Source organism: Isoptericola nanjingensis (genome assembly GCF_050311635.1).
GTDB classification, from domain to species: Bacteria; Actinomycetota; Actinomycetes; order Actinomycetales; family Cellulomonadaceae; genus Isoptericola; species Isoptericola nanjingensis.
Genome location: NZ_JBNOZL010000007.1, coordinates 320502 through 336838 on the forward strand (window position 1 = coordinate 320502; position 16337 = coordinate 336838).

The window sequence follows — 16337 nt, forward strand, 5'->3', positions numbered from 1 at the left end:
TGTGGTCACGGGGTTCTCGGGGCGACGCGGGTGCGGCGCGCCCGGATCGTCAAGCACCCGCAGGTTACATTAATCGATAATCGCTGACAATGCGGCGACGGGCGCCCCGACCCGCTACGGTCGGACCCGTCCGCCACTCGAAGGAGAGCTCATGACCAGCAGTGCAGCCCCCGATCGACTCGTGTTCGTCGGGGACTCCATCACCGACGCGGGCCGCGACCGCGCGGACGAGGCGTCGCTCGGCGACGGCTACGTCTCGCTCGTCGCGGCGGACCTGCCCGACGCCGTCGTGCTCAACCTCGGCATCGGCGGCAACCGCGCCGTCGACCTCGAGGAGCGGTGGGAGCGCGACGTCGCGGCGACCGCGCCCGACGTCCTCACGGTGTACGTGGGCGTCAACGACACGTGGCGCCGCTTCGACTCCGACGACGCGACGAGCGCCGAGGCGTTCGAGGCCACCTACCGGCGCCTGCTGGCGCGCGTGCCGGGCAGCCCGCGGCTCGTGCTCGTCGAGCCGTTCCTGCTGCCCGTGCGCGACGAGCAGCACGGCTGGCTCGAGGACCTCGACGGCAAGCGGGACGTCGTCGCGCGGCTGGCCGCCGAGACCGGGGCCGCGCTGGTGCCGCTGCACGCCCTGCTGACCCGCGCCGCCCAGGACGCCGGCGCCGCGGCGCTCGCCCCCGACGGCGTGCACCCGACGCCGCCGGCGTCCCGGATGATCGCGGACGCCTGGCTGGCGGCGTACGCTGACGACCAACAAACGATTGTCGATAACGACCCGAGGAACGACGTGAGGCTGCACGGATGACGGACGCGCTCAGCTCGATCAGCGGCCTGGAGCGGGGGCTCCTGTCGGACCAGATCTACGACCTCGTGAAGTCGATGATCAAGACGTCGCAGCTCGCCCCGGGGGAGCAGCTCGTCGAGTCGCAGCTCGCCCGCCGCCTCCAGGTCAGCCAGGCGCCCGTGCGCGACGCGCTCAAGCGCCTCGCCCACGAGGGCCTGGTGACGCACGTGCGCCACCAGGGCAACTTCGTGGCGCAGTACTCCGACGAGGAGGCGCAGCAGGCCAAGCAGGCGCGCGTCGCCGTCGAGGCGCTGGCCGGCCGGCTCGCGTGCGGGCAGCTCGCGCCCGAGACGCGCTCCAGCCTCGAGAAGGTCATCGACGAGATGCACGGCGCCGTCGACTCGGCCGACCTGCCCGCCTTCCGCGAGCTCGACTTCGGCTTCCACCGCGCCGTCATCGAGGCAAGCGGCAACACCTACCTGCCGCGCATGTGGGACATCATCGAGCCCAGCCTCCGGTCCATGCACCTGCTCGGCGACCCCGAGTTCACGGGCGACTGGCACCAGGTCGCGGACTGGCACCGCAGCCTGCTCGACGTGCTCGACGACGGCGACCCGGACGCCGCGTCCGCGCTCTTCGAGGCGCACGCGGCGGGCACGCTGCTCGACGACGAGGGCTAGACCCGCCAGCCCGTGGCGGCGGCCCACGCCTCCGCCCGGGCGGTGATCTCGGCGATCAGTCCGCCCTTGGCGTCGGCGTAGTGGTTCATGCTCGGCCAGTCGCGGGAGGCGAGCTCGCGCTTGAGCGCGGCGTAGGCGGCGCGGTCGTCGGCGTCGTGCCGGAGCCGGTCGCGGAACAGCAGGTGCCGCCGCTCCCAGTCGCCGCCCGCCGGGCAGACGTGGACGTGCACGTCGCGCTCCGGCGTGCGGACCAGGCGGTGGCCGGGCTCCCGCACGCGCAGCTCGTACCCCGCGGCGAGCAGCGCGGGCAGGTACGCGTCCTCGTCCTCGACGTCGGGCACGCTGACGTCGATGTCGACGATCGGCTTGGCCGCGAGGCCCGGCACCGACGTCGACCCCACGTGGTCCACCCGCACCGCCACCCGGCCGAGGGCGGCGACGATGCGCCCACGCTCGTGCGCGAACCGCGCCGGCCACGCCGGGTCCGGCTCGACGAGGACGATCTCGCGCTTCTCGATCCCACCCACCAGCTCGACGCCGTCGTCGGTCATACCTCGGCCTCCCACTCCCGCGCGAGCACCGACCAGACCTCGATGTCCTGCCGCACCCCGCGGTGTTCGTGGTGCTCGCGCAGCACGCCGTCGCGGCGCATCCCCAGCCGGCGGGCGACCGCGATGCTCGCCGTGTTGCCCGACGCCGCCCACCACTCGACGCGGTGGATGCCGCGCTCCCGGATCGCCCAGTCGATGATGACGCGCGCCGCGCGGGTCACCAGGCCGCGCCCCGCGGCCGCCGGCTCCAGCCAGCAGCCCGCCTCGGCCGTGCCCTGCGCGACGTCCATCGTGCGGAACAGGAAGCCGCCCACCAGCGTGCCGTCCAGCCAGATGCCGTGGAGACGCCCGGTGTCGGTCGCGGCCTTCTGCGCGTACGACTCGAGGAACGACCGGCTCGACGCGAGGTCCGTGATCCGGTCCGCGAGGCCGATGAACCGCCCGACGAACTCCCGGCCGCGGTCGATCGTCGCCAGCAGCTCCTCTGCGTGCCACGGCTCCAGCGGCCGCAGCTCCGCGCCATCGTCGCCCAGCGACCTCGCGAACATCAGTTCCTCCCTCGTCGCGCCGACACGTCGGGATCCTCGCACGACCTCGTCGAAGGTGACGTAGCGAATTCTCGCCGTCCTGCCGGCGCACGGGGAGAGATCGCTACGTCGACCGACGTCGATGTCCCCGAACGCTGTAGAGCCGGGTCGCCGTGCCGGACCAGACGGCCGTCGCCGCGGCGTCGTCGAGCGGGGGCAGCGCCGCGGCCGTGCGCTCGACGATCTGCGCGTACGGGGCGACGCGTGCGGACATCGGCCAGTCGCTCCCGAACAGCAGCCGCCCCGGGCCGAGCAGGTCGACGGCGGCACGGGCGGCGGCGGCGGTGCGCCCGGCGTCGTCGGGAGCCGTGGTGTGGAGGCCCGACAGCTTGGCGTGCGCTCGGGGGCGGGCGGCGACGGCGGCGAGGGCGTCGCGCCATGCCGCGTCGGGGTCGCCCGTGCCGAGGCCGAGGTGGCAGACGACCAGGTCGAGGTCCGGGTGCCGCCCGGCGAGGGCGGCGACGGCGGGGAGCTGGTCGGGGCGCACGAGCGTCTCGAGCACGCGGCCCGACGCCGCGAGGCCCTCGCAGAGCGCGTCGAGGCCCGCGACGTCGGACAGGTCCGCGGCGCCGCCCGGGACGGCGAGCCGCAGGCCCGCGACGGGGACGCCGTCGTCGATCAGCGCCTGCGCCATCCCGGCCCAGGCGTGCGGGTCGTCGGGGCGGGCGTCGTACTGCAGCACGACCGGTCCGGGCAGCGGGGCGTGCGACGCGGCCTGCCGTGCGAGCCAGCGCGCCTCGCCCTCCGTGTCCGCGGCCTGCACGGCCACCGCGGCGCGGACGGGCACCGGCGACGTCGCGACGGCGCGGGCCAGGTCGTCGGGCCCGACCCGCGCGGGCAGGCCCAGGCCGTCCCGGAACCACGAGACCCGCACGGCCGCCGTGTCCCACAGGTGCACGTGCGCGTCCACGACCCCGTCAGCCCTCTCGCCGAGCAGGCGGTTGACGCCGTCATGCGGTGCCATGCGACCTGATCACGGTGTCGACCGCCTGCTCGGCAGCGTTCGCGATCGCGTCGAGCTCCGTCCACAGGCGGTCGGGGACGACGGCGTCGGCGGCGTCGGCGAACACGTCCACCTCGGCGGGGGTGCGCGCCCCCACGACGACGGCCTCCACGCCCGGCACGCGCAGCGGCCAGCGGACGGCGGCGGTGGGCAGGTCGACCCCCTCGCGGTGGCACGCGGCCGCCATCCGCAGGGCACGGTCGACCTGGTCCGGCGACGCGGGGTGGTAGTCGAAGAGCGGCGCCGCGACCGGGTCGGCGAGCACGCCGGAGTTGTAGACCCCCGCCGCGACGACGCCGACGCCGCGCTCGCGGGCGGCGGGCAGCAGGTCGTCCAGGGCGGTGCGGTCGATCAGCGTCACCCGCCCGGCGGGCATGACGACGTCCAGCGCGCCGGCGGCCTCGCGGACCAGGCGCGCCACGGGGGCGTTGCGCCCCATCCCGACGCCCACGGCCCGCACCACGCCCTGGTCCCGCAGCTCCAGCATCGCGGGCAGGGCGCCCCGCAGCGCCTCGTCCACGTCCCCCGGGTCGTGCAGGTACAGCAGGTCGACGCGGTCGGTGCCGAGCCGCGCGAGGCTGCCCTCCAGCGATCGCAGCACGCCGTCGCGGCTGAGGTCGCCGACCGTGGTCCCCCCGGGGCCGCCGGTGCCGCCCAAGGGCACGGGTGCGCCGGCGGCGTCGACGATCGCGCGGCCCACCTTGGTGGCGATGACGACGGCGTCCCGGTCGACGTCGGCCAGGGCGTGCCCGAGCCGCAGCTCGCTGACGCCCTCGCCGTAGTGCGGCGCCGTGTCGAAGAAGCGGATCCCGCGCTCGAGCGCGCGGCCGACCGTCGCCTCGGCGTCCGCCTCCGCCACGGGGGTGAAGAGGTTGCCGATCGGCGCGCAGCCGAGGCCGAACGACGACGCGGCGATGCCGCTCGGGACGGACGCGCCGCGGTCGCCCGGGGTCAGCGGGCGGAGCCCTGCGCGGAACGCCATGCCTCGAACTCCCCTCGGGTGTCGGGGGTCAGCGGGTAGTAGTCGCTGAGGCGGGCGCCCTCGTCGAGCCGGCGGCGGCTGAAGACCTCCCACTCCTCGTGGTCCTGTGCGGACGCCACCACCTGGTCGGCCATCGCGCGCGGCACGATGACGGGGCCGTCGTCGTCCGCCACGACGAGGTCGCCCGGCATGCACAGCACGCCGCCGACGGCGACGGGCACGTCGTAGGCCCAGGGGAACAGCTCGGACTGCGAGGCGTAGTGCGGGGTGACGCCGGTGGACCACACGGGCAGGCCGAGGTCGGCGATCTTGCCCGAGTCGCGGATGCGGCCGTCGACGACCATGCCCGCGCCGCCCTTGCGCTGGAAGTAGCGCGCGAGGATGTCGCCCACGCAGCCGGAGAACCGGCTCCCGTACGCCTGGACGACGAGCACGTCGCCGGGCTGCACCGCCTCGAGCACGTGCCACAGGGCCGTGTGCCGCTCCACGTACTCCTGCTCGTCGCCGGCGGCGAGGTCCTCGCGCTGCGGCATGAACTGCAGGGTGAGCGCGGAGCCCACGACGCGGTACCCGGGCCTGAGCGGCCGCGGGCCCTCGACGAACGAGTGCCGGATGCCGAGGCCGTGCAGCTTGGCGCAGGCCGTCGCCGCCGATACCTGGCCGAGCCGCTCGAGGGCCTCCGCGTTCGCCCGCTCGTACGCTCCTCCGCGCACGGGCAGGGAGATCTCGGGCCGCACGAGGCCGTCGCCGGTGGTCAGGGTGTCGACGGGCAAGGTGTCGACGGGCGACCCGTCGGTGAGAGCGTCGGTCATGGTCGGGCTCCTTCGTGGTGCTGGTGGTGACGTGGCGCGCTGCCGGCGGGTGCGGTGAGCAGCACGACGTCGGCGCGGTGGTTCGGCGGCAGCTCGACGAGCAGGTCGGGGGCGTCGAGCGGGACGGTCGCGGCGGTCCGCGTGCCGGCACGGCCGGCCGACGCCGTGGACCGGCCCGGCCAGACGCCGCCGTCCTCGCCGCGCACGACGACGCCCGTCAGGCGGTCCTCGCCGAACCGCGAGGGCCGCACGCGCACGCGCCGGGCGCGGGTGGGGGAGAGGTTGACGAGGCTGAGCTCGACGCGGCCGGAGCCGTCGGCGTCGCGGTCGAGGCCGGAGACCAGGGCGGCGACGTCGGGCGGCAGGCCGGGGCGCTGCCGGTCGGCGTCGGTGTACGCGACGGCGGCGAACGGCAGCCCGCCGTTGTACAGGGTCTGCGGCGTGCCGGTGACCAGCTGCCCCAGCACCTCCGTGACGACCGGGTTGGCGCGCTGCCAGAAGTGGAGGTGCACGGTCTCGGGGTCCACGGGCTCGGCGTCCATCACCGCCACGCGGCGGGCGAGCTGGCCGAGCGCCATCGACAGCGCGCGCTCCGGGTAGTCCGGCAGCGAGCCGTCGAGGAACGCGAGCCACGGGCCCTCGTGCCCGGCCTCCACCTTGTCGCGGAACGGCCGCACCTCGTCCGAGCCCGGGATGCCGTCGAGCACCCGGTCCAGCCGCTTGCGGTCGGCGTCGTCGCGCGTCCACCACCACAGCCAGGTGGGCAGGTCGAGCTGGAGCGGGCCGTAGTCGAACCAGCCGTCGGCGCCGAACCGGTACGGCACGAGCGTGGCGGGCTCGGCGGCGTGCGGCCCGAGCCGCTCCAGCCAGCTGCCGCGCAGGCTGAACGGCGTCTCGGTGACGGGCGCCGTGATCGCGTGCTCCAGTGCCGTGTCGAGCATGGTGCGCACGAGGTCGAGCGCCCCGTCGTCGCGCGGCCCGGAGGCCCCGGAGACGAACGACGCGTTGAGCGCGCCGATCAGCGTGCTCATGCCCACCGAGTGCAGGCCGTGCGGCCACGTCCAGCCGTAGTGGCCGCCGTACCAGGCACCGTCGTGCAGGCCGCCGACGACGCCGTCGGGCGCCACGTTGTCGGGCATGAGGCCGCCCGCCGCGGCGGCGCGCTCCCGCCAGCCGTCGACGTACCGCGCCACCCACGCGGCGGACGCGGCGTCGCCGTCGTACAGCCACCGGTTGGTGACCAGGGACGTCGCGGCGAGGTTGACGGCCGTGTCACCCGCCGCCCGGCGCTGGAGCTCGTCGCCCATGAGCCGGGCGTGGGCCGGGTCTTCCAGGTCGGACCACCGCGTGATGCCGGGCAGCCCGTGCAGCGGCAGGCCGTACGCCTCCATGTAGTCCAGGGACGCCGGGTAGGTGAGCCACTCGGTGCCCAGGCCTTCCAGAGGTCCCTGCGCGCCGTTGTGCGGCGCCGTGATCAGGTTCCGCCGAGGGTCGTAGTTGCCGTGCGCCGGGTCCGTGTACAGGGCGGCGAACCGGCGGGCGCGCTCGGCGAACCGCTCGTCGCCCGGGTCCGCCGCGCACAGGCCGTAGAAGAACAGCAGCGACTCGCCCTGGTGGAACCAGTCGTACCCGTTCTCGTACTCGCCCGTGAGCATGCCGCCCTCGGTGAGCTGCGCCGTCACGCCCTCGAAGTGGCGCTTCGCCGCGGCGAGGATCTCGTCGCTGCCGCCCAGGGCGTAGAACGCGGGCCAGTTGAAGAACGGCTCGTACAGGTCGTCCACGCCGTCGCGGTGCTCGAAGCCGCCCGCGTGCAGGATGCGGCCGTCGGGCCCGGTGTAGCGGTCGGAGAACAGCCGCCAGGCCTCCTCCGTCGCGTCGAACAGGCGGCGCTCCAGCACGGCCCAGGCCGGGACCTCGTGCAGGGGGGTGGTGGGGATGCGGGGATCGCTTGTCTCGCTCATGGTCGGCGTGCTCAGCCCTTCGTGGCGCCGGCGACGAGGCCGCCGATGATGTGCCGCTGCATGAGCACGAAGAACAGGATCGCCGGGCTCACCGCGAGCAGCAGCGTCGGGAAGACGGTCGTGTAGTCGGTGGAGAACTCGCCGACGGCCGCGTACACGCCCGTCGTGACGGTGTAGATGCCGGAGCTCGGGCCCAGGATGATCTGCGGGCTCACGAAGTCGTTCCAGACGCTGATCGAGTTCAGCACGACGATCGTCGCGACCACCGGCTTCATGATCGGGAAGATGCACGACCAGAAGGCCCGGATCTTGCCCGCGCCGTCCAGCGCGGCCGCCTCGTCGATGTCGCGCGGCACGGTGCGCAGGTAGGCGGCGAACAGGAAGATCGTCACCGGCAGCGTCGCCGCCGTCTCGAACAGGATGAAGCCCGGGATCGTGTTGATGAGCCCCAGCACCCGCAGCACGAAGACGACGGGGATCAGGGTCACCTGGCCCGGGATGAACAGGCCGGACACGAAGAGCAGCAGCAGGCCCAGGTGCCACTTCGACCGGCCGCGCGCGATGACGTACGCGACCGGCGCGGCGAGCGCGATGCCGCACACGTTGACCAGCGCGACGAACAGCAGCGTGACGCCGTACGCGCGCACCACGTTGAACTTCTCGCTGGTGAGCGCCGCCTGCAGGTACTCCAGGCTGAACGTGTCCGGGCCGATCGCCAGCGGCGAGGAGATGATCGCGTCCTGCGGCTTGAAGGCGTTGATCACCATGATGTACAGCGGCACCACCATGACCAGCGCCACCAGGCCCAGCACCACCCACTTGAGGACGGTGCCCACGCCCGGCACGCGGCGGCGCCGGGCGCGCGACGTCGGTCGCGCCGCGGGCGCCGGGGGAGCGGCCGGCGGGGTCACGGGGGTCGTCGGGTGCGTCGTCGTCGCCATCAGTCGGCCACCTTCTTCTCCGCGCCGCGTCGCGCGAACGTCACCGCGAGGCCGAGCACGGCCGTGACGATCAGCAGGATCACGGACTGCGCCGCGCCGAACCCGAGCTCGGACTGGCCGAACGAGTCCCGCAGGATCTGGTACACGATCGTCTGGGTCGAGCCGGCGGGGCCGCCGTCGGTCAGGGCCAGCACGACGTCGTAGACCTTGAGCAGGCCCACCAGCGTGAGCACGAGGTTCACCGTGAACACCGGGGCGATGAGGGGCAGCGTCACGTTGCGGAACTGCTGCCACTTCGAGGCGCCGTCGACGGTGGCGGCCTCGTAGAACTCGGTGGGCACCGACTTGATGCCCGCGAGGAACAGGATCATGTTGAAGCCGAAGTGCGCCCACACGATCGTGAGGATCACGCTGGCCTTGGCGAACGTCACCTCGGTGAGGAAGGGTAGCGGCGCGACGCCGAGGTGACCCAGCAGGCCGTTGACCGCGCCCTCGGGGGACAGCATCGCGGACCAGAGGAACCCGATGATCAGCGAGCTGATGATGTACGGGTAGAAGAAGATCGTGCGGAGCAGGGTGTTCGCGCGGCTGTTGCCGGCGATGAGTGCGGCGATGAACAGCCCGACCGCGTTGCACAGCACCGTGCCGCAGAAGGCGACGACGGCGGTGAAGATCGCCGCGTCCACGGTGCGCGGGTTGCGGAACGCCTCCGTGTAGTTGTCGAAGCCGATGAACGTGAAGTTCAGGCTGTAGCCGTTCCAGTCGGTCAGGCTCAGCACGAACGCCAGGAACATCGGCACGATGAACATCGCCAGGAAGACCAGGACGGCGGGGCCGCCCATGACGATGCCGGGCAGGCGGTCGCGCCACACGCGCGCCGCCGGGCGGCGGCGCGCGCGGGCGAGGGGGACGGTGGTCGCCATCGTCAGCCGATCGTGGCGGCGAACCAGTCGTCCATCGCGGAGTCGACCTTGTCGGCCGAGGTGCCGCCGATGAGCGCCTGCGTCTGCGCGTTGATCTCGTCCGAGTAGCCGGTGGGCAGCGTGCGCTCGCCGTAGCCCTGGCCGGTCGGCGTGTACGACTCGGCAGGGGTGTCCGCGACGATCTGCAGCAGCTCCTTGCCCAGGTCGTCCATCTCGTACTCGTAGCCGTCGCGGAAGTTGCCGTCGACCTCGAGCTGGCTGGCCACCGCGTCCTGGTCCGTCACGAGGAACTCGACGAGCTTGGCGGCCGCGTCCTGGTCCTCGCTGGTCTTGAGGATCGAGTACGGGCTGGCGATGTTCGCGCCCATGGCGGGGCTGGCCACGCCGTCGACGGCGGGGGCGCGGAAGACGCCGATCTCGGCCTTCTCCTCCGCCTTCGCCTCGGTGCCGGCGAACCAGCTGCCCATCGGGTAGATCGCGCTCTTGCCGGAGAGGAACGCCTGCTCGGCGTCCGGGTACTTGATGCCCAGCGCGTCCTTGGGGACGTAGCCCTTCGCGACCCAGTCGGCGTAGGTGGCGACCGAGTCGCCGTACGTGTCGGAGAAGGTGGCCTCGCCCGAGCTCATGTGGGCGTACCACTCCGGGTCCTGGCCGACGATCGACGGGAGGCCGAGGGCCTGGAGCGAGTGGCTGGTCATCCAGTCGCCGCCGGTCTGCAGCGGCGTCCAGCCCGCGTCCTTGAGCTTGCCGAGGGCCGTGGTGAGCTCCTCGACCGTGGTCGGGGTCTCCGTGATCCCGGCCTCCTCGAACGCCGTCTTGTTGTAGAAGAAGAGGCTCTGCAGCTGGAACCCGATGCCGGCCATGTAGTACTTGCCGTCGATCGAGTACTGGTCGGCGAGCGGGCCGGACGTCGCCCAGTCGTACTGGGACAGGTCGACGAGCTCGGGGGCGAGGTCCGTGGTCGGCGGCAGCGACTGGACGACGTCGGGCGCGTCGCCCGCGGTGAGCAGGCGGGGGAGGGCGGCGGCCACGCCCTCGGCACCCGGGTTCTGGACGACGACGTCGATGCCGGGGTTCGCGTCCTCGAACGGCTTGACCAGCTCGTTCCAGTACTCCTCGGTGAGGTTCGGCGTGACGTTGACGAGCATGCTCACCTCGGTGGTGCCGCCGGAGCCGCCGTCGTCGTCGGAGCCGGCGCAGCCGGTGAGCGCGAGGGCGGCGACCGTGAGCGTGCCCACGCTCGCCAGGGTGCGGTGCTTGATCATCGTTGATCCTCTCGGGTTGCCGCCCCGCCGGGACGCTGCTTCGCGTGCCCGGAGTTCGGCCTTGCGGCTGTGGATGACGTCCGGTGTGGAGGGACGACTGGGACACTAATCGATAATCGTTGGATTGGGAAGAAGGTGCCCCACGGCAGGTGATCTCACACCCGGGTCGTCCCGGGGCGCCGCCCACCGCCCATAGGCTGGACGGGTGACCTCCGCAGCCCCCGCCGTGCAGCGGCCGGGCGGTACCCCGAGCGTGCCGCCGCGCCCCTGGTGGCTCGTCGCCGCCGGGCCCGCAGCCGTCCTCGTCGCCGTCCTCGCCGTGCTGTGCGGCGGAGCCTACTCGGGGGCGTTCCAGGCCCTCAGCGGCTTCACCGACCCGGGCGCGATCGTGCGCTACGGCCTGCCCGTCACGACCGTGCTCACCGAGCTCAGCGTCTCGGTGACGGTCGGCGCGCTGCTCGTCGCGGCCTGCCTGGTGCCGCCGGGCCGCACCCAGGCGCGGGTGCTCACGACGGCCGGCGCCGCCAGCGCCGTGTGGGCGGTGGCCGCCGTCCTCCAGCTCGTGCTGCGGTACGCGAACATCTCCGGGACCTCGCCGGCCTCGCCCGCGTTCGGGCAGGGCCTCGCGCAGTTCGTCACCGACCTCGACCTCGGCCGGCTCTACCTCGCGATCATCGTCGTCGCCGCGCTCACGTCCGCGCTCGCGATGGCGGTGCGCGGACCAGTCGGCGCCCTGTGGACGACGCTGCTGCCGCTCGCCGCCCTCGCCATGCAGTCGACCACCGGCCACGCGTCGGGCGCCGCGAACCACGAGCTCGCCGTCGGCGCGATGCTGCTGCACCTCGTCGGCGCCGCCGTGTGGGTGGGCGGCCTGGGCGCGCTGCTCGTCACCGTGCTCACGCGGGACGAGGCACGCGACGACGGGCGCACCGCGGCGGCCGCCGTCGCGCGCTTCTCCCCGGTCGCCGGGTGGTGCTTCGCCGCGGTCGGCGTCTCCGGCATCCTCAACGCGTGGCTCCGCATGGAGTCCTGGGGCGACCTGCTCACCCCGTACGGCGTGCTCCTGCTCGTCAAGGCGCTGCTCATGGTGGCGCTCGGCGGGTTCGGGTTCGCGCACCGGATGTGGGTCGTGGACCGGCTCGGCCGCGCCGGCTCCGCGGGCGCCGTCCGACGCCTGTTCTGGCGGCTGCTCGCCGTCGAGCTGCTCGTGATCGGCGCCGTCTCCGGCGTCGCCGTGGCGCTCGGCTCCACCGCCCCGCCCGTCCCGGACGAGGTGCCGGTCGACGTCACGCCCGCCTTCCAGCTCACCGGCCAGGCGCTGCCGCCCGAGCCGACCATGGCCCGCTGGTTCACCGAGTGGAGCCTCGACCCGCTGCTCGCGTTCGCGTGCGTGGCCGGGCTCGTGGTCTACCTGCGCTGGGTGCGGCGGCTCGCGCGGCGCGGCGACGCGTGGCCCGTGGGGCGCACGGTGTCGTGGTGCCTGGGCATGGTCGTGATGTTCTGGGTGACCAGCGGCGGCCCGGCCGTGTACGGGCACGTGATCTTCAGCGGCCACATGGTGCAGCACATGATCCTGGCGATGCTGGTGCCGCTGTTCCTCGTGCTGGCCGCCCCCGTCACGCTGCTGCTGCGCGCCATCCCGGCCCGCAAGGACGGCAGCCGCGGGCCGCGCGAGTGGGTGCTCGGCCTGGTGCACTCCCGGTTCGGCCAGTTCATCGCCCGCCCCGTGGTGGCCGCGGTGCTCTTCGCCGGCGGCATGATCGCGTTCTACTACACGCCCGCGTTCGAGTTCGCGCTGCGCAACCACGCCGGGCACGTGTGGATGATCGTGCACTTCACGCTCGTGGGGTACCTGTTCGCCAACGCGCTCGTGGGCATCGACCCGGGCCCCAGGCGCCCCCCGTACCCGCAGCGCCTGCTGCTGCTCTTCGCGACGATGGCGTTCCACGCGTTCTTCGGCGTCGTGCTCACGTCGGGCACCTCGCTGCTCGTCGCCGACTGGTTCGGCAACATGGGCCGGCCCTGGGGCCTGCCCGCCATCGAGGACCAGCAGCGCGGCGGCGGAGTCGCGTGGGGGATCGGCGAGCTGCCGACGCTCGCGCTCGCCATCGCCGTCGCGATCCAGTGGACGACGTCCGACGAGCGCGAGGCGCGCCGCCGCGACCGCAAGGCCGACCGCGACGGCGACGCCGAGCTCGAGGAGTACAACGCCATGCTCGCCAAGATGGCCGAGCGCGACGACGAGACCCCGCCGAGGTAGTACGAGACCCTGCGAGGTAGTACGGATCCCGCCGAGGGAGTACGGGGAGCGCGCCAGGTCAGGCGGGCTGCGGCACCGGGAGCCGGGACGGGCCCGCCAGCGCGGCGACGTGCGCCGGGACCGGCTCGCGCGTGTCGGTGTCGGGGACCGCGGCGCCCACGACGCGACGCACCGGGACGTGCCCGCCCCAGCCGCCCGCGGCGACGTCGGCCGGGTCGTCGACGGGCGCGCCGGCGCGGGCCTTCATCGACGCCTCGCGCAGCGGCACGGCCAGCACCGCCGTCGCGGCGAGCTCCTTGCGGGTGGCGGGGCGCAGGGTCGCGGACCGGCCGGGCGCCATGTGGTCGACGACGGCGTCCAGCGCGCGGACGCGCTCGGCGTCGTCCGTGACGAGGCGGGCCGTGCCGATCACGACCGCCGACCGGTAGTTCATCGAGTGGTGGAAGCCGGACCGCGCCAGCACCAGGCCGTCGAGCTCGGTGACCGTGACGCAGACGGTCGCGTCCGTGGCCCCGACCAGCCAGCGCGCCGCCACCGAGCCGTGCACGTACAGCGTGCCGCCGTCGTCGGGACCGTCGAGGTCGACGGCGTAGGCACAGGGCAGCACGACCGGGTGCCGGTCCGCGCCCTCGCCGACGTCGACGCCGAGGTGGGCGACGAGCCCGTCGGCGAGCAGGGCGTGCAGCGCGTCCCGGTCGGCGACGGCGCGGTTCCGGCCGCGCCGCACGGTGGACCGAGGTGTGGGGGAGAGGGCGTCGTCCATGGCACTACCGTGGACCTCGGGTGGCCTGTCGTCACGAGCCATTTCCTGACGGAATCGGCAGGCCACTTCACCCGCCGGTCCGGTAGGCCGCCTCGGTCGTGCCGCCCGGTCCCGCCGTCCGGTCCCGTCATCCAGGAGTCCCGATGCCCGCGCTCCCCGTCCGCCTCGACCGCGGCGCCCGCGACCCGCTCGGCGCGCAGCTGTCCGGCCAGGTCCGCGACCTGGTGTCCCGCGGCACGCTGCGCCGCGGCGACCGGCTCCCCAGCACGCGTGCGCTCGCCGCGGACCTCGGCGTCGCGCGCTCCGTGGCCGAGCAGGCGTACGACCAGCTGATGGCCGAGGGATGGCTGACCGCGCGCCGCGGGGCGGGCACGTACGTCGCGGCCGACGCCGTACCCCGTCCCGCGCCCGGGCCGCGCCGGGCCGCGGGCCCGGGCAGCGGCCTCGTACGGCTGAGCGCCGGCGAGCCGTGGATCGATCCGCGCCACCGCGCGGGGTGGCGGCGGGCGTGGCGGGAGGTGTCGGCGACGACGCCTCCGCGGGGCTACGACGACCCGTGCGGCCTGCCCGCGCTGCGGGCGGCGCTCGCGGAGCGGCTCGCTCGCACCCGTGGCCTCGTCGTCGACGCCGACGAGGTGGTGGTCACCGCCGGGACGACGGCCGGGTTCCGCGACCTGCTCGGCGTGCTGCCCACGGGGCCCGTGGGCATCGAGGACCCGGGCTACCGCGCCGCCGTCGCGACCGCGCACGCCACGGGCCGCGCCGTCGTCGACCTGCCGGCGGAGGCCCGCCACGACGAGGTCGCCCTGCGCGGGCTGGCCGCCGCGTACGTGACGCCCGCGCACCAGCACCCGCTCGGGCGGGTGATGCCGGCCGACGACCGGCGCGCGCTGCTCGCCGCGTCGCGCGCCACGGGAGCCGTCGTCGCCGAGGACGACTACGACTCCGAGCTGCGCTACGACGTGGCTCCCGTGCCGGCCCTGGCGGCGCTCGGCCGGGACCGGGTGGCCTACCTCGGCTCGGCGTCGAAGTCCGCGCCGCCCGGGCTGCGGGTCGGGTGGCTGGTGCCGCCCCCGGCGCTGCTCGACGACGTGGTCCGGCAGCGCGCCGTCGTGCACGACGTCGCGGCGTGGCCCACGCAGCGGGCCCTGCTGACCCTGCTGCGGGACGGCTGGCTCGACGCCGTCCTGCGCACGGCGCGGCGCGTGTACGCCGAGCGGGCGGCCCGCGTCGCCGCGGTCCTGGCGCCGCACGCGGAGCCGGCCGCGACGTCCGCCGGCATGTACTCGACCTGGCTGCTGCCGCAGGAGGCCGCGCTGTCCGCGCGCGACGCTGCGCGGCGGGCGGGCTTCGACCTGCCGCTGCTGTCCGACGTCTGCCGCACCTCCCCGCTCACCGGTGTCGTCGTCGGGTTCGGCGGCGTGGACGACGCCGAGCTCGACCGCGCACTCGCCGCGATCCGGGTCGGGCTGGGCGGGTGACGGAGCGATCGGTCGCCGTCGGGCGCGCGGACGACGACCGATCGCTACGTCACCAAGGGCTACAGCAGGCCGTCGACGACCTTCGCCGCGAGGCCGAACGCCGTCGTCGTGCCCAGCCCGTCCGCGATGGTCACGGTGGTGACGCCGGGCGCTGGGTCAGCGACGACGAACGGCGTACCGGCGAACGGACCGCGGCGCGGGCGCGGCACCGCGAGATCGGGCACCGACCAGCGCCGCCGCACCTCGACCGGCCGGCCGAGCAGGGCCTCGGCCTCGCGCAGCAGCAGGGTGTCGGCGGCCTCGGAGCGCTCGGGGTCCCGGTCGAGGCCCCCGTCGTCGCGCCGGTCGGCGTCCGTGCGGCGGGCCTCGCCGAGGAGCAGCGTGTCGCCGTGCGGGGTGAATGCGAGACGGACGCCCGCGTCGAGCAGCTCGGGGGCGTGCGTGCGCAGCCGCTCGCGCACGTCCGCGAGTGCGGGGGAGTGCGCCGTGGCGGCGTCGCGCAGCAGGCTCGTGCCGCCCAGCACGGCCGGGCCGGCGGCGTCGTGCCGGCGGCCCGGTGTCGCGACCCGCAGCACCTGCCGCACGTCGGGGCGCAGCCCGGCGTGCGCCGCCTCGTCGGGGAAGAACCGGTCCAGGTCGGGCCCGACGGCGAGCAGCACGCGGCGTGCCACGACCTCGCCGCGCGACGTGCGCACCAGCGTGCGGCCCGTGCCGGCCTCGAAGGTGAGCGCCGTCGTCGACCAGGCGACGTCGGCCCGTGGCCGGGAGTCGAGCGCGGCGGCGAGCGCCCGGAGGGCGTCGCGCGGCTCGACGCGCAGGTCGAGCGGGAGGAACGCGCCGCCGACGACGTCACCCGCGCTCGTCAGCCCGGCGCGCTCGGCGGCCTGCGCGGCGTCGAGGAGCAGCGCGTCGCCGTCACGGGCGGCTACGAGGTCGTCCAGCACGGCGAGCTCGTCGGCGGAGCGCGCGACGACGACGGCGCCCGTGTCCTTGACCCAGAAGCCCGCCTCCCGGCCGAGCTTCAGCCAGCGCTCGCGCGACGCCAGCGCGCAGGACAGGGTCGCGGCGTCCTGCGTGGTGACGGCGACGTGCCCGCAGCGCCGGGCGGACGCGCCGTCGGGCCGAGGGTCGCGTTCCACCACCAGCACCGAGTGCCCGCGGGCGTTCGCCTCCAGGGCGTGCGCGAGCCCGACGATGCCCGCCCCGACCACGACCAGGTCGGCGGTGGAGGGCAGCGGCGGCAGGTGGGCGGCGCGGGGCGACGGCGGTCTCACGACCAGACCGTGCCCGATCGCGCGACGCCCGCTCAACCGCAGGGGACGCCGTCGCGAACAAGTTCAG

General features: G+C 74.6%; 15 protein-coding genes. 4 read left to right on the forward strand and 11 right to left on the reverse strand.

Features of this window, described 5'->3' with window-relative positions; genetic code table 11:
- Window positions 1-151: 151 nt before the first annotated feature.
- Window positions 152-808, forward strand: a complete 657-nt coding sequence (locus tag ACQP6G_RS15915) for an SGNH/GDSL hydrolase family protein (protein WP_429765666.1) — start codon at window positions 152-154, stop codon at window positions 806-808.
- Window positions 805-1467, forward strand: a complete 663-nt coding sequence (locus tag ACQP6G_RS15920; protein ID WP_429765668.1) for a GntR family transcriptional regulator — start codon at window positions 805-807, stop codon at window positions 1465-1467. The genes ACQP6G_RS15915 and ACQP6G_RS15920 overlap by 4 nt, the downstream gene beginning before the upstream one ends.
- On the opposite strand, the gene ACQP6G_RS15925 is transcribed toward ACQP6G_RS15920, so the two are convergent.
- From ACQP6G_RS15925 to ACQP6G_RS15965, 9 genes are all read right to left on the reverse strand, one after another.
- Window positions 1464-2018, reverse strand: coding sequence for a GrpB family protein (locus ACQP6G_RS15925; RefSeq protein ID WP_429765670.1), 555 nt, complete (start codon window positions 2016-2018; stop codon window positions 1464-1466). The genes ACQP6G_RS15920 and ACQP6G_RS15925 overlap by 4 nt on opposite strands.
- Window positions 2015-2566 carry a GNAT family N-acetyltransferase gene (locus tag ACQP6G_RS15930; RefSeq protein ID WP_429765672.1) on the reverse strand — a complete coding sequence of 184 codons (552 nt, stop codon included), beginning with the start codon at window positions 2564-2566 and terminating at the stop codon, window positions 2015-2017. Before ACQP6G_RS15930 ends, ACQP6G_RS15925 begins: the two co-directional genes overlap by 4 nt.
- Before the next feature lie 103 nt (window positions 2567-2669).
- Window positions 2670-3569 carry an amidohydrolase family protein gene (locus ACQP6G_RS15935; RefSeq protein ID WP_429765674.1) on the reverse strand — a complete coding sequence of 300 codons (900 nt, stop codon included), beginning with the start codon at window positions 3567-3569 and terminating at the stop codon, window positions 2670-2672.
- Window positions 3556-4590, reverse strand: a complete 1035-nt coding sequence (locus ACQP6G_RS15940; protein ID WP_429765675.1) for an aldo/keto reductase — start codon at window positions 4588-4590, stop codon at window positions 3556-3558. Before ACQP6G_RS15940 ends, ACQP6G_RS15935 begins: the two co-directional genes overlap by 14 nt.
- Window positions 4560-5402: an RraA family protein gene (locus tag ACQP6G_RS15945; protein WP_429765676.1), complete on the reverse strand. Its 843-nt coding sequence runs from the start codon at window positions 5400-5402 to the stop codon at window positions 4560-4562. Before ACQP6G_RS15945 ends, ACQP6G_RS15940 begins: the two co-directional genes overlap by 31 nt.
- Window positions 5399-7363, reverse strand: a complete 1965-nt coding sequence (locus tag ACQP6G_RS15950) for a DUF8034 domain-containing protein (RefSeq protein ID WP_429765678.1) — start codon at window positions 7361-7363, stop codon at window positions 5399-5401. The genes ACQP6G_RS15945 and ACQP6G_RS15950 overlap by 4 nt, the downstream gene beginning before the upstream one ends.
- Before the next feature lie 11 nt (window positions 7364-7374).
- Complete coding sequence (locus ACQP6G_RS15955; RefSeq protein ID WP_429765679.1) at window positions 7375-8304, reverse strand: carbohydrate ABC transporter permease; 930 nt, start codon at window positions 8302-8304, stop codon at window positions 7375-7377.
- Window positions 8304-9227, reverse strand: a complete 924-nt coding sequence (locus ACQP6G_RS15960; RefSeq protein ID WP_429765680.1) for a carbohydrate ABC transporter permease — start codon at window positions 9225-9227, stop codon at window positions 8304-8306. The genes ACQP6G_RS15955 and ACQP6G_RS15960 overlap by 1 nt, the downstream gene beginning before the upstream one ends.
- A gap of 2 nt (window positions 9228-9229) precedes the next feature.
- Window positions 9230-10492, reverse strand: a complete 1263-nt coding sequence (locus ACQP6G_RS15965) for an ABC transporter substrate-binding protein (RefSeq protein ID WP_429765682.1) — start codon at window positions 10490-10492, stop codon at window positions 9230-9232.
- Between the two features lie 205 nt (window positions 10493-10697).
- Between ACQP6G_RS15965 and ACQP6G_RS15970 the strand changes: the two genes are divergently transcribed.
- Window positions 10698-12752 carry a bifunctional copper resistance protein CopD/cytochrome c oxidase assembly protein gene (locus tag ACQP6G_RS15970; RefSeq protein ID WP_429765684.1) on the forward strand — a complete coding sequence of 685 codons (2055 nt, stop codon included), beginning with the start codon at window positions 10698-10700 and terminating at the stop codon, window positions 12750-12752.
- A 58-nt stretch (window positions 12753-12810) separates the two neighbouring features.
- Here ACQP6G_RS15970 and ACQP6G_RS15975 read toward each other — a convergent pair whose 3' ends face one another.
- On the reverse strand, window positions 12811-13515 hold the full coding sequence (locus ACQP6G_RS15975; RefSeq protein WP_429765686.1) for a pyridoxamine 5'-phosphate oxidase family protein: 705 nt from the start codon (window positions 13513-13515) through the stop codon (window positions 12811-12813).
- Between the two features lie 143 nt (window positions 13516-13658).
- Between ACQP6G_RS15975 and ACQP6G_RS15980 the strand changes: the two genes are divergently transcribed.
- Window positions 13659-14996 carry an aminotransferase-like domain-containing protein gene (locus ACQP6G_RS15980; protein WP_429765687.1) on the forward strand — a complete coding sequence of 446 codons (1338 nt, stop codon included), beginning with the start codon at window positions 13659-13661 and terminating at the stop codon, window positions 14994-14996.
- 59 nt (window positions 14997-15055) lie between these two features.
- Here ACQP6G_RS15980 and ACQP6G_RS15985 read toward each other — a convergent pair whose 3' ends face one another.
- Entirely contained in the window at window positions 15056-16270 is a 1215-nt protein-coding gene (locus ACQP6G_RS15985) for an FAD-dependent oxidoreductase (RefSeq protein WP_429765689.1), read from the reverse strand.
- Window positions 16271-16337 lie beyond the last annotated feature (67 nt).

What these genes read in the sequence shown, in the direction of transcription:
- ACQP6G_RS15915 (WP_429765666.1), top strand. Translation starts at nt 152, where the DNA reads ATGACCAGCAGTGCAGCCCCCGATCGACTCGTGTTCGTCGGGGACTCC.
- ACQP6G_RS15965 (WP_429765682.1), bottom strand. Translation starts at nt 10,492, where the DNA reads ATGATCAAGCACCGCACCCTGGCGAGCGTGGGCACGCTCACGGTCGCC.
- ACQP6G_RS15980 (WP_429765687.1), top strand. Translation starts at nt 13,659, where the DNA reads ATGCCCGCGCTCCCCGTCCGCCTCGACCGCGGCGCCCGCGACCCGCTC.
- ACQP6G_RS15940 (WP_429765675.1), bottom strand. Translation starts at nt 4,590, where the DNA reads ATGGCGTTCCGCGCAGGGCTCCGCCCGCTGACCCCGGGCGACCGCGGC.
- ACQP6G_RS15950 (WP_429765678.1), bottom strand. Translation starts at nt 7,363, where the DNA reads ATGAGCGAGACAAGCGATCCCCGCATCCCCACCACCCCCCTGCACGAG.
- ACQP6G_RS15945 (WP_429765676.1), bottom strand. Translation starts at nt 5,402, where the DNA reads ATGACCGACGCTCTCACCGACGGGTCGCCCGTCGACACCTTGCCCGTC.
- ACQP6G_RS15920 (WP_429765668.1), top strand. Translation starts at nt 805, where the DNA reads ATGACGGACGCGCTCAGCTCGATCAGCGGCCTGGAGCGGGGGCTCCTG.
- ACQP6G_RS15955 (WP_429765679.1), bottom strand. Translation starts at nt 8,304, where the DNA reads ATGGCGACGACGACGCACCCGACGACCCCCGTGACCCCGCCGGCCGCT.
- ACQP6G_RS15975 (WP_429765686.1), bottom strand. Translation starts at nt 13,515, where the DNA reads ATGGACGACGCCCTCTCCCCCACACCTCGGTCCACCGTGCGGCGCGGC.
- ACQP6G_RS15930 (WP_429765672.1), bottom strand. Translation starts at nt 2,566, where the DNA reads ATGTTCGCGAGGTCGCTGGGCGACGATGGCGCGGAGCTGCGGCCGCTG.
- ACQP6G_RS15925 (WP_429765670.1), bottom strand. Translation starts at nt 2,018, where the DNA reads ATGACCGACGACGGCGTCGAGCTGGTGGGTGGGATCGAGAAGCGCGAG.
- ACQP6G_RS15935 (WP_429765674.1), bottom strand. Translation starts at nt 3,569, where the DNA reads ATGGCACCGCATGACGGCGTCAACCGCCTGCTCGGCGAGAGGGCTGAC.
- ACQP6G_RS15960 (WP_429765680.1), bottom strand. Translation starts at nt 9,227, where the DNA reads ATGGCGACCACCGTCCCCCTCGCCCGCGCGCGCCGCCGCCCGGCGGCG.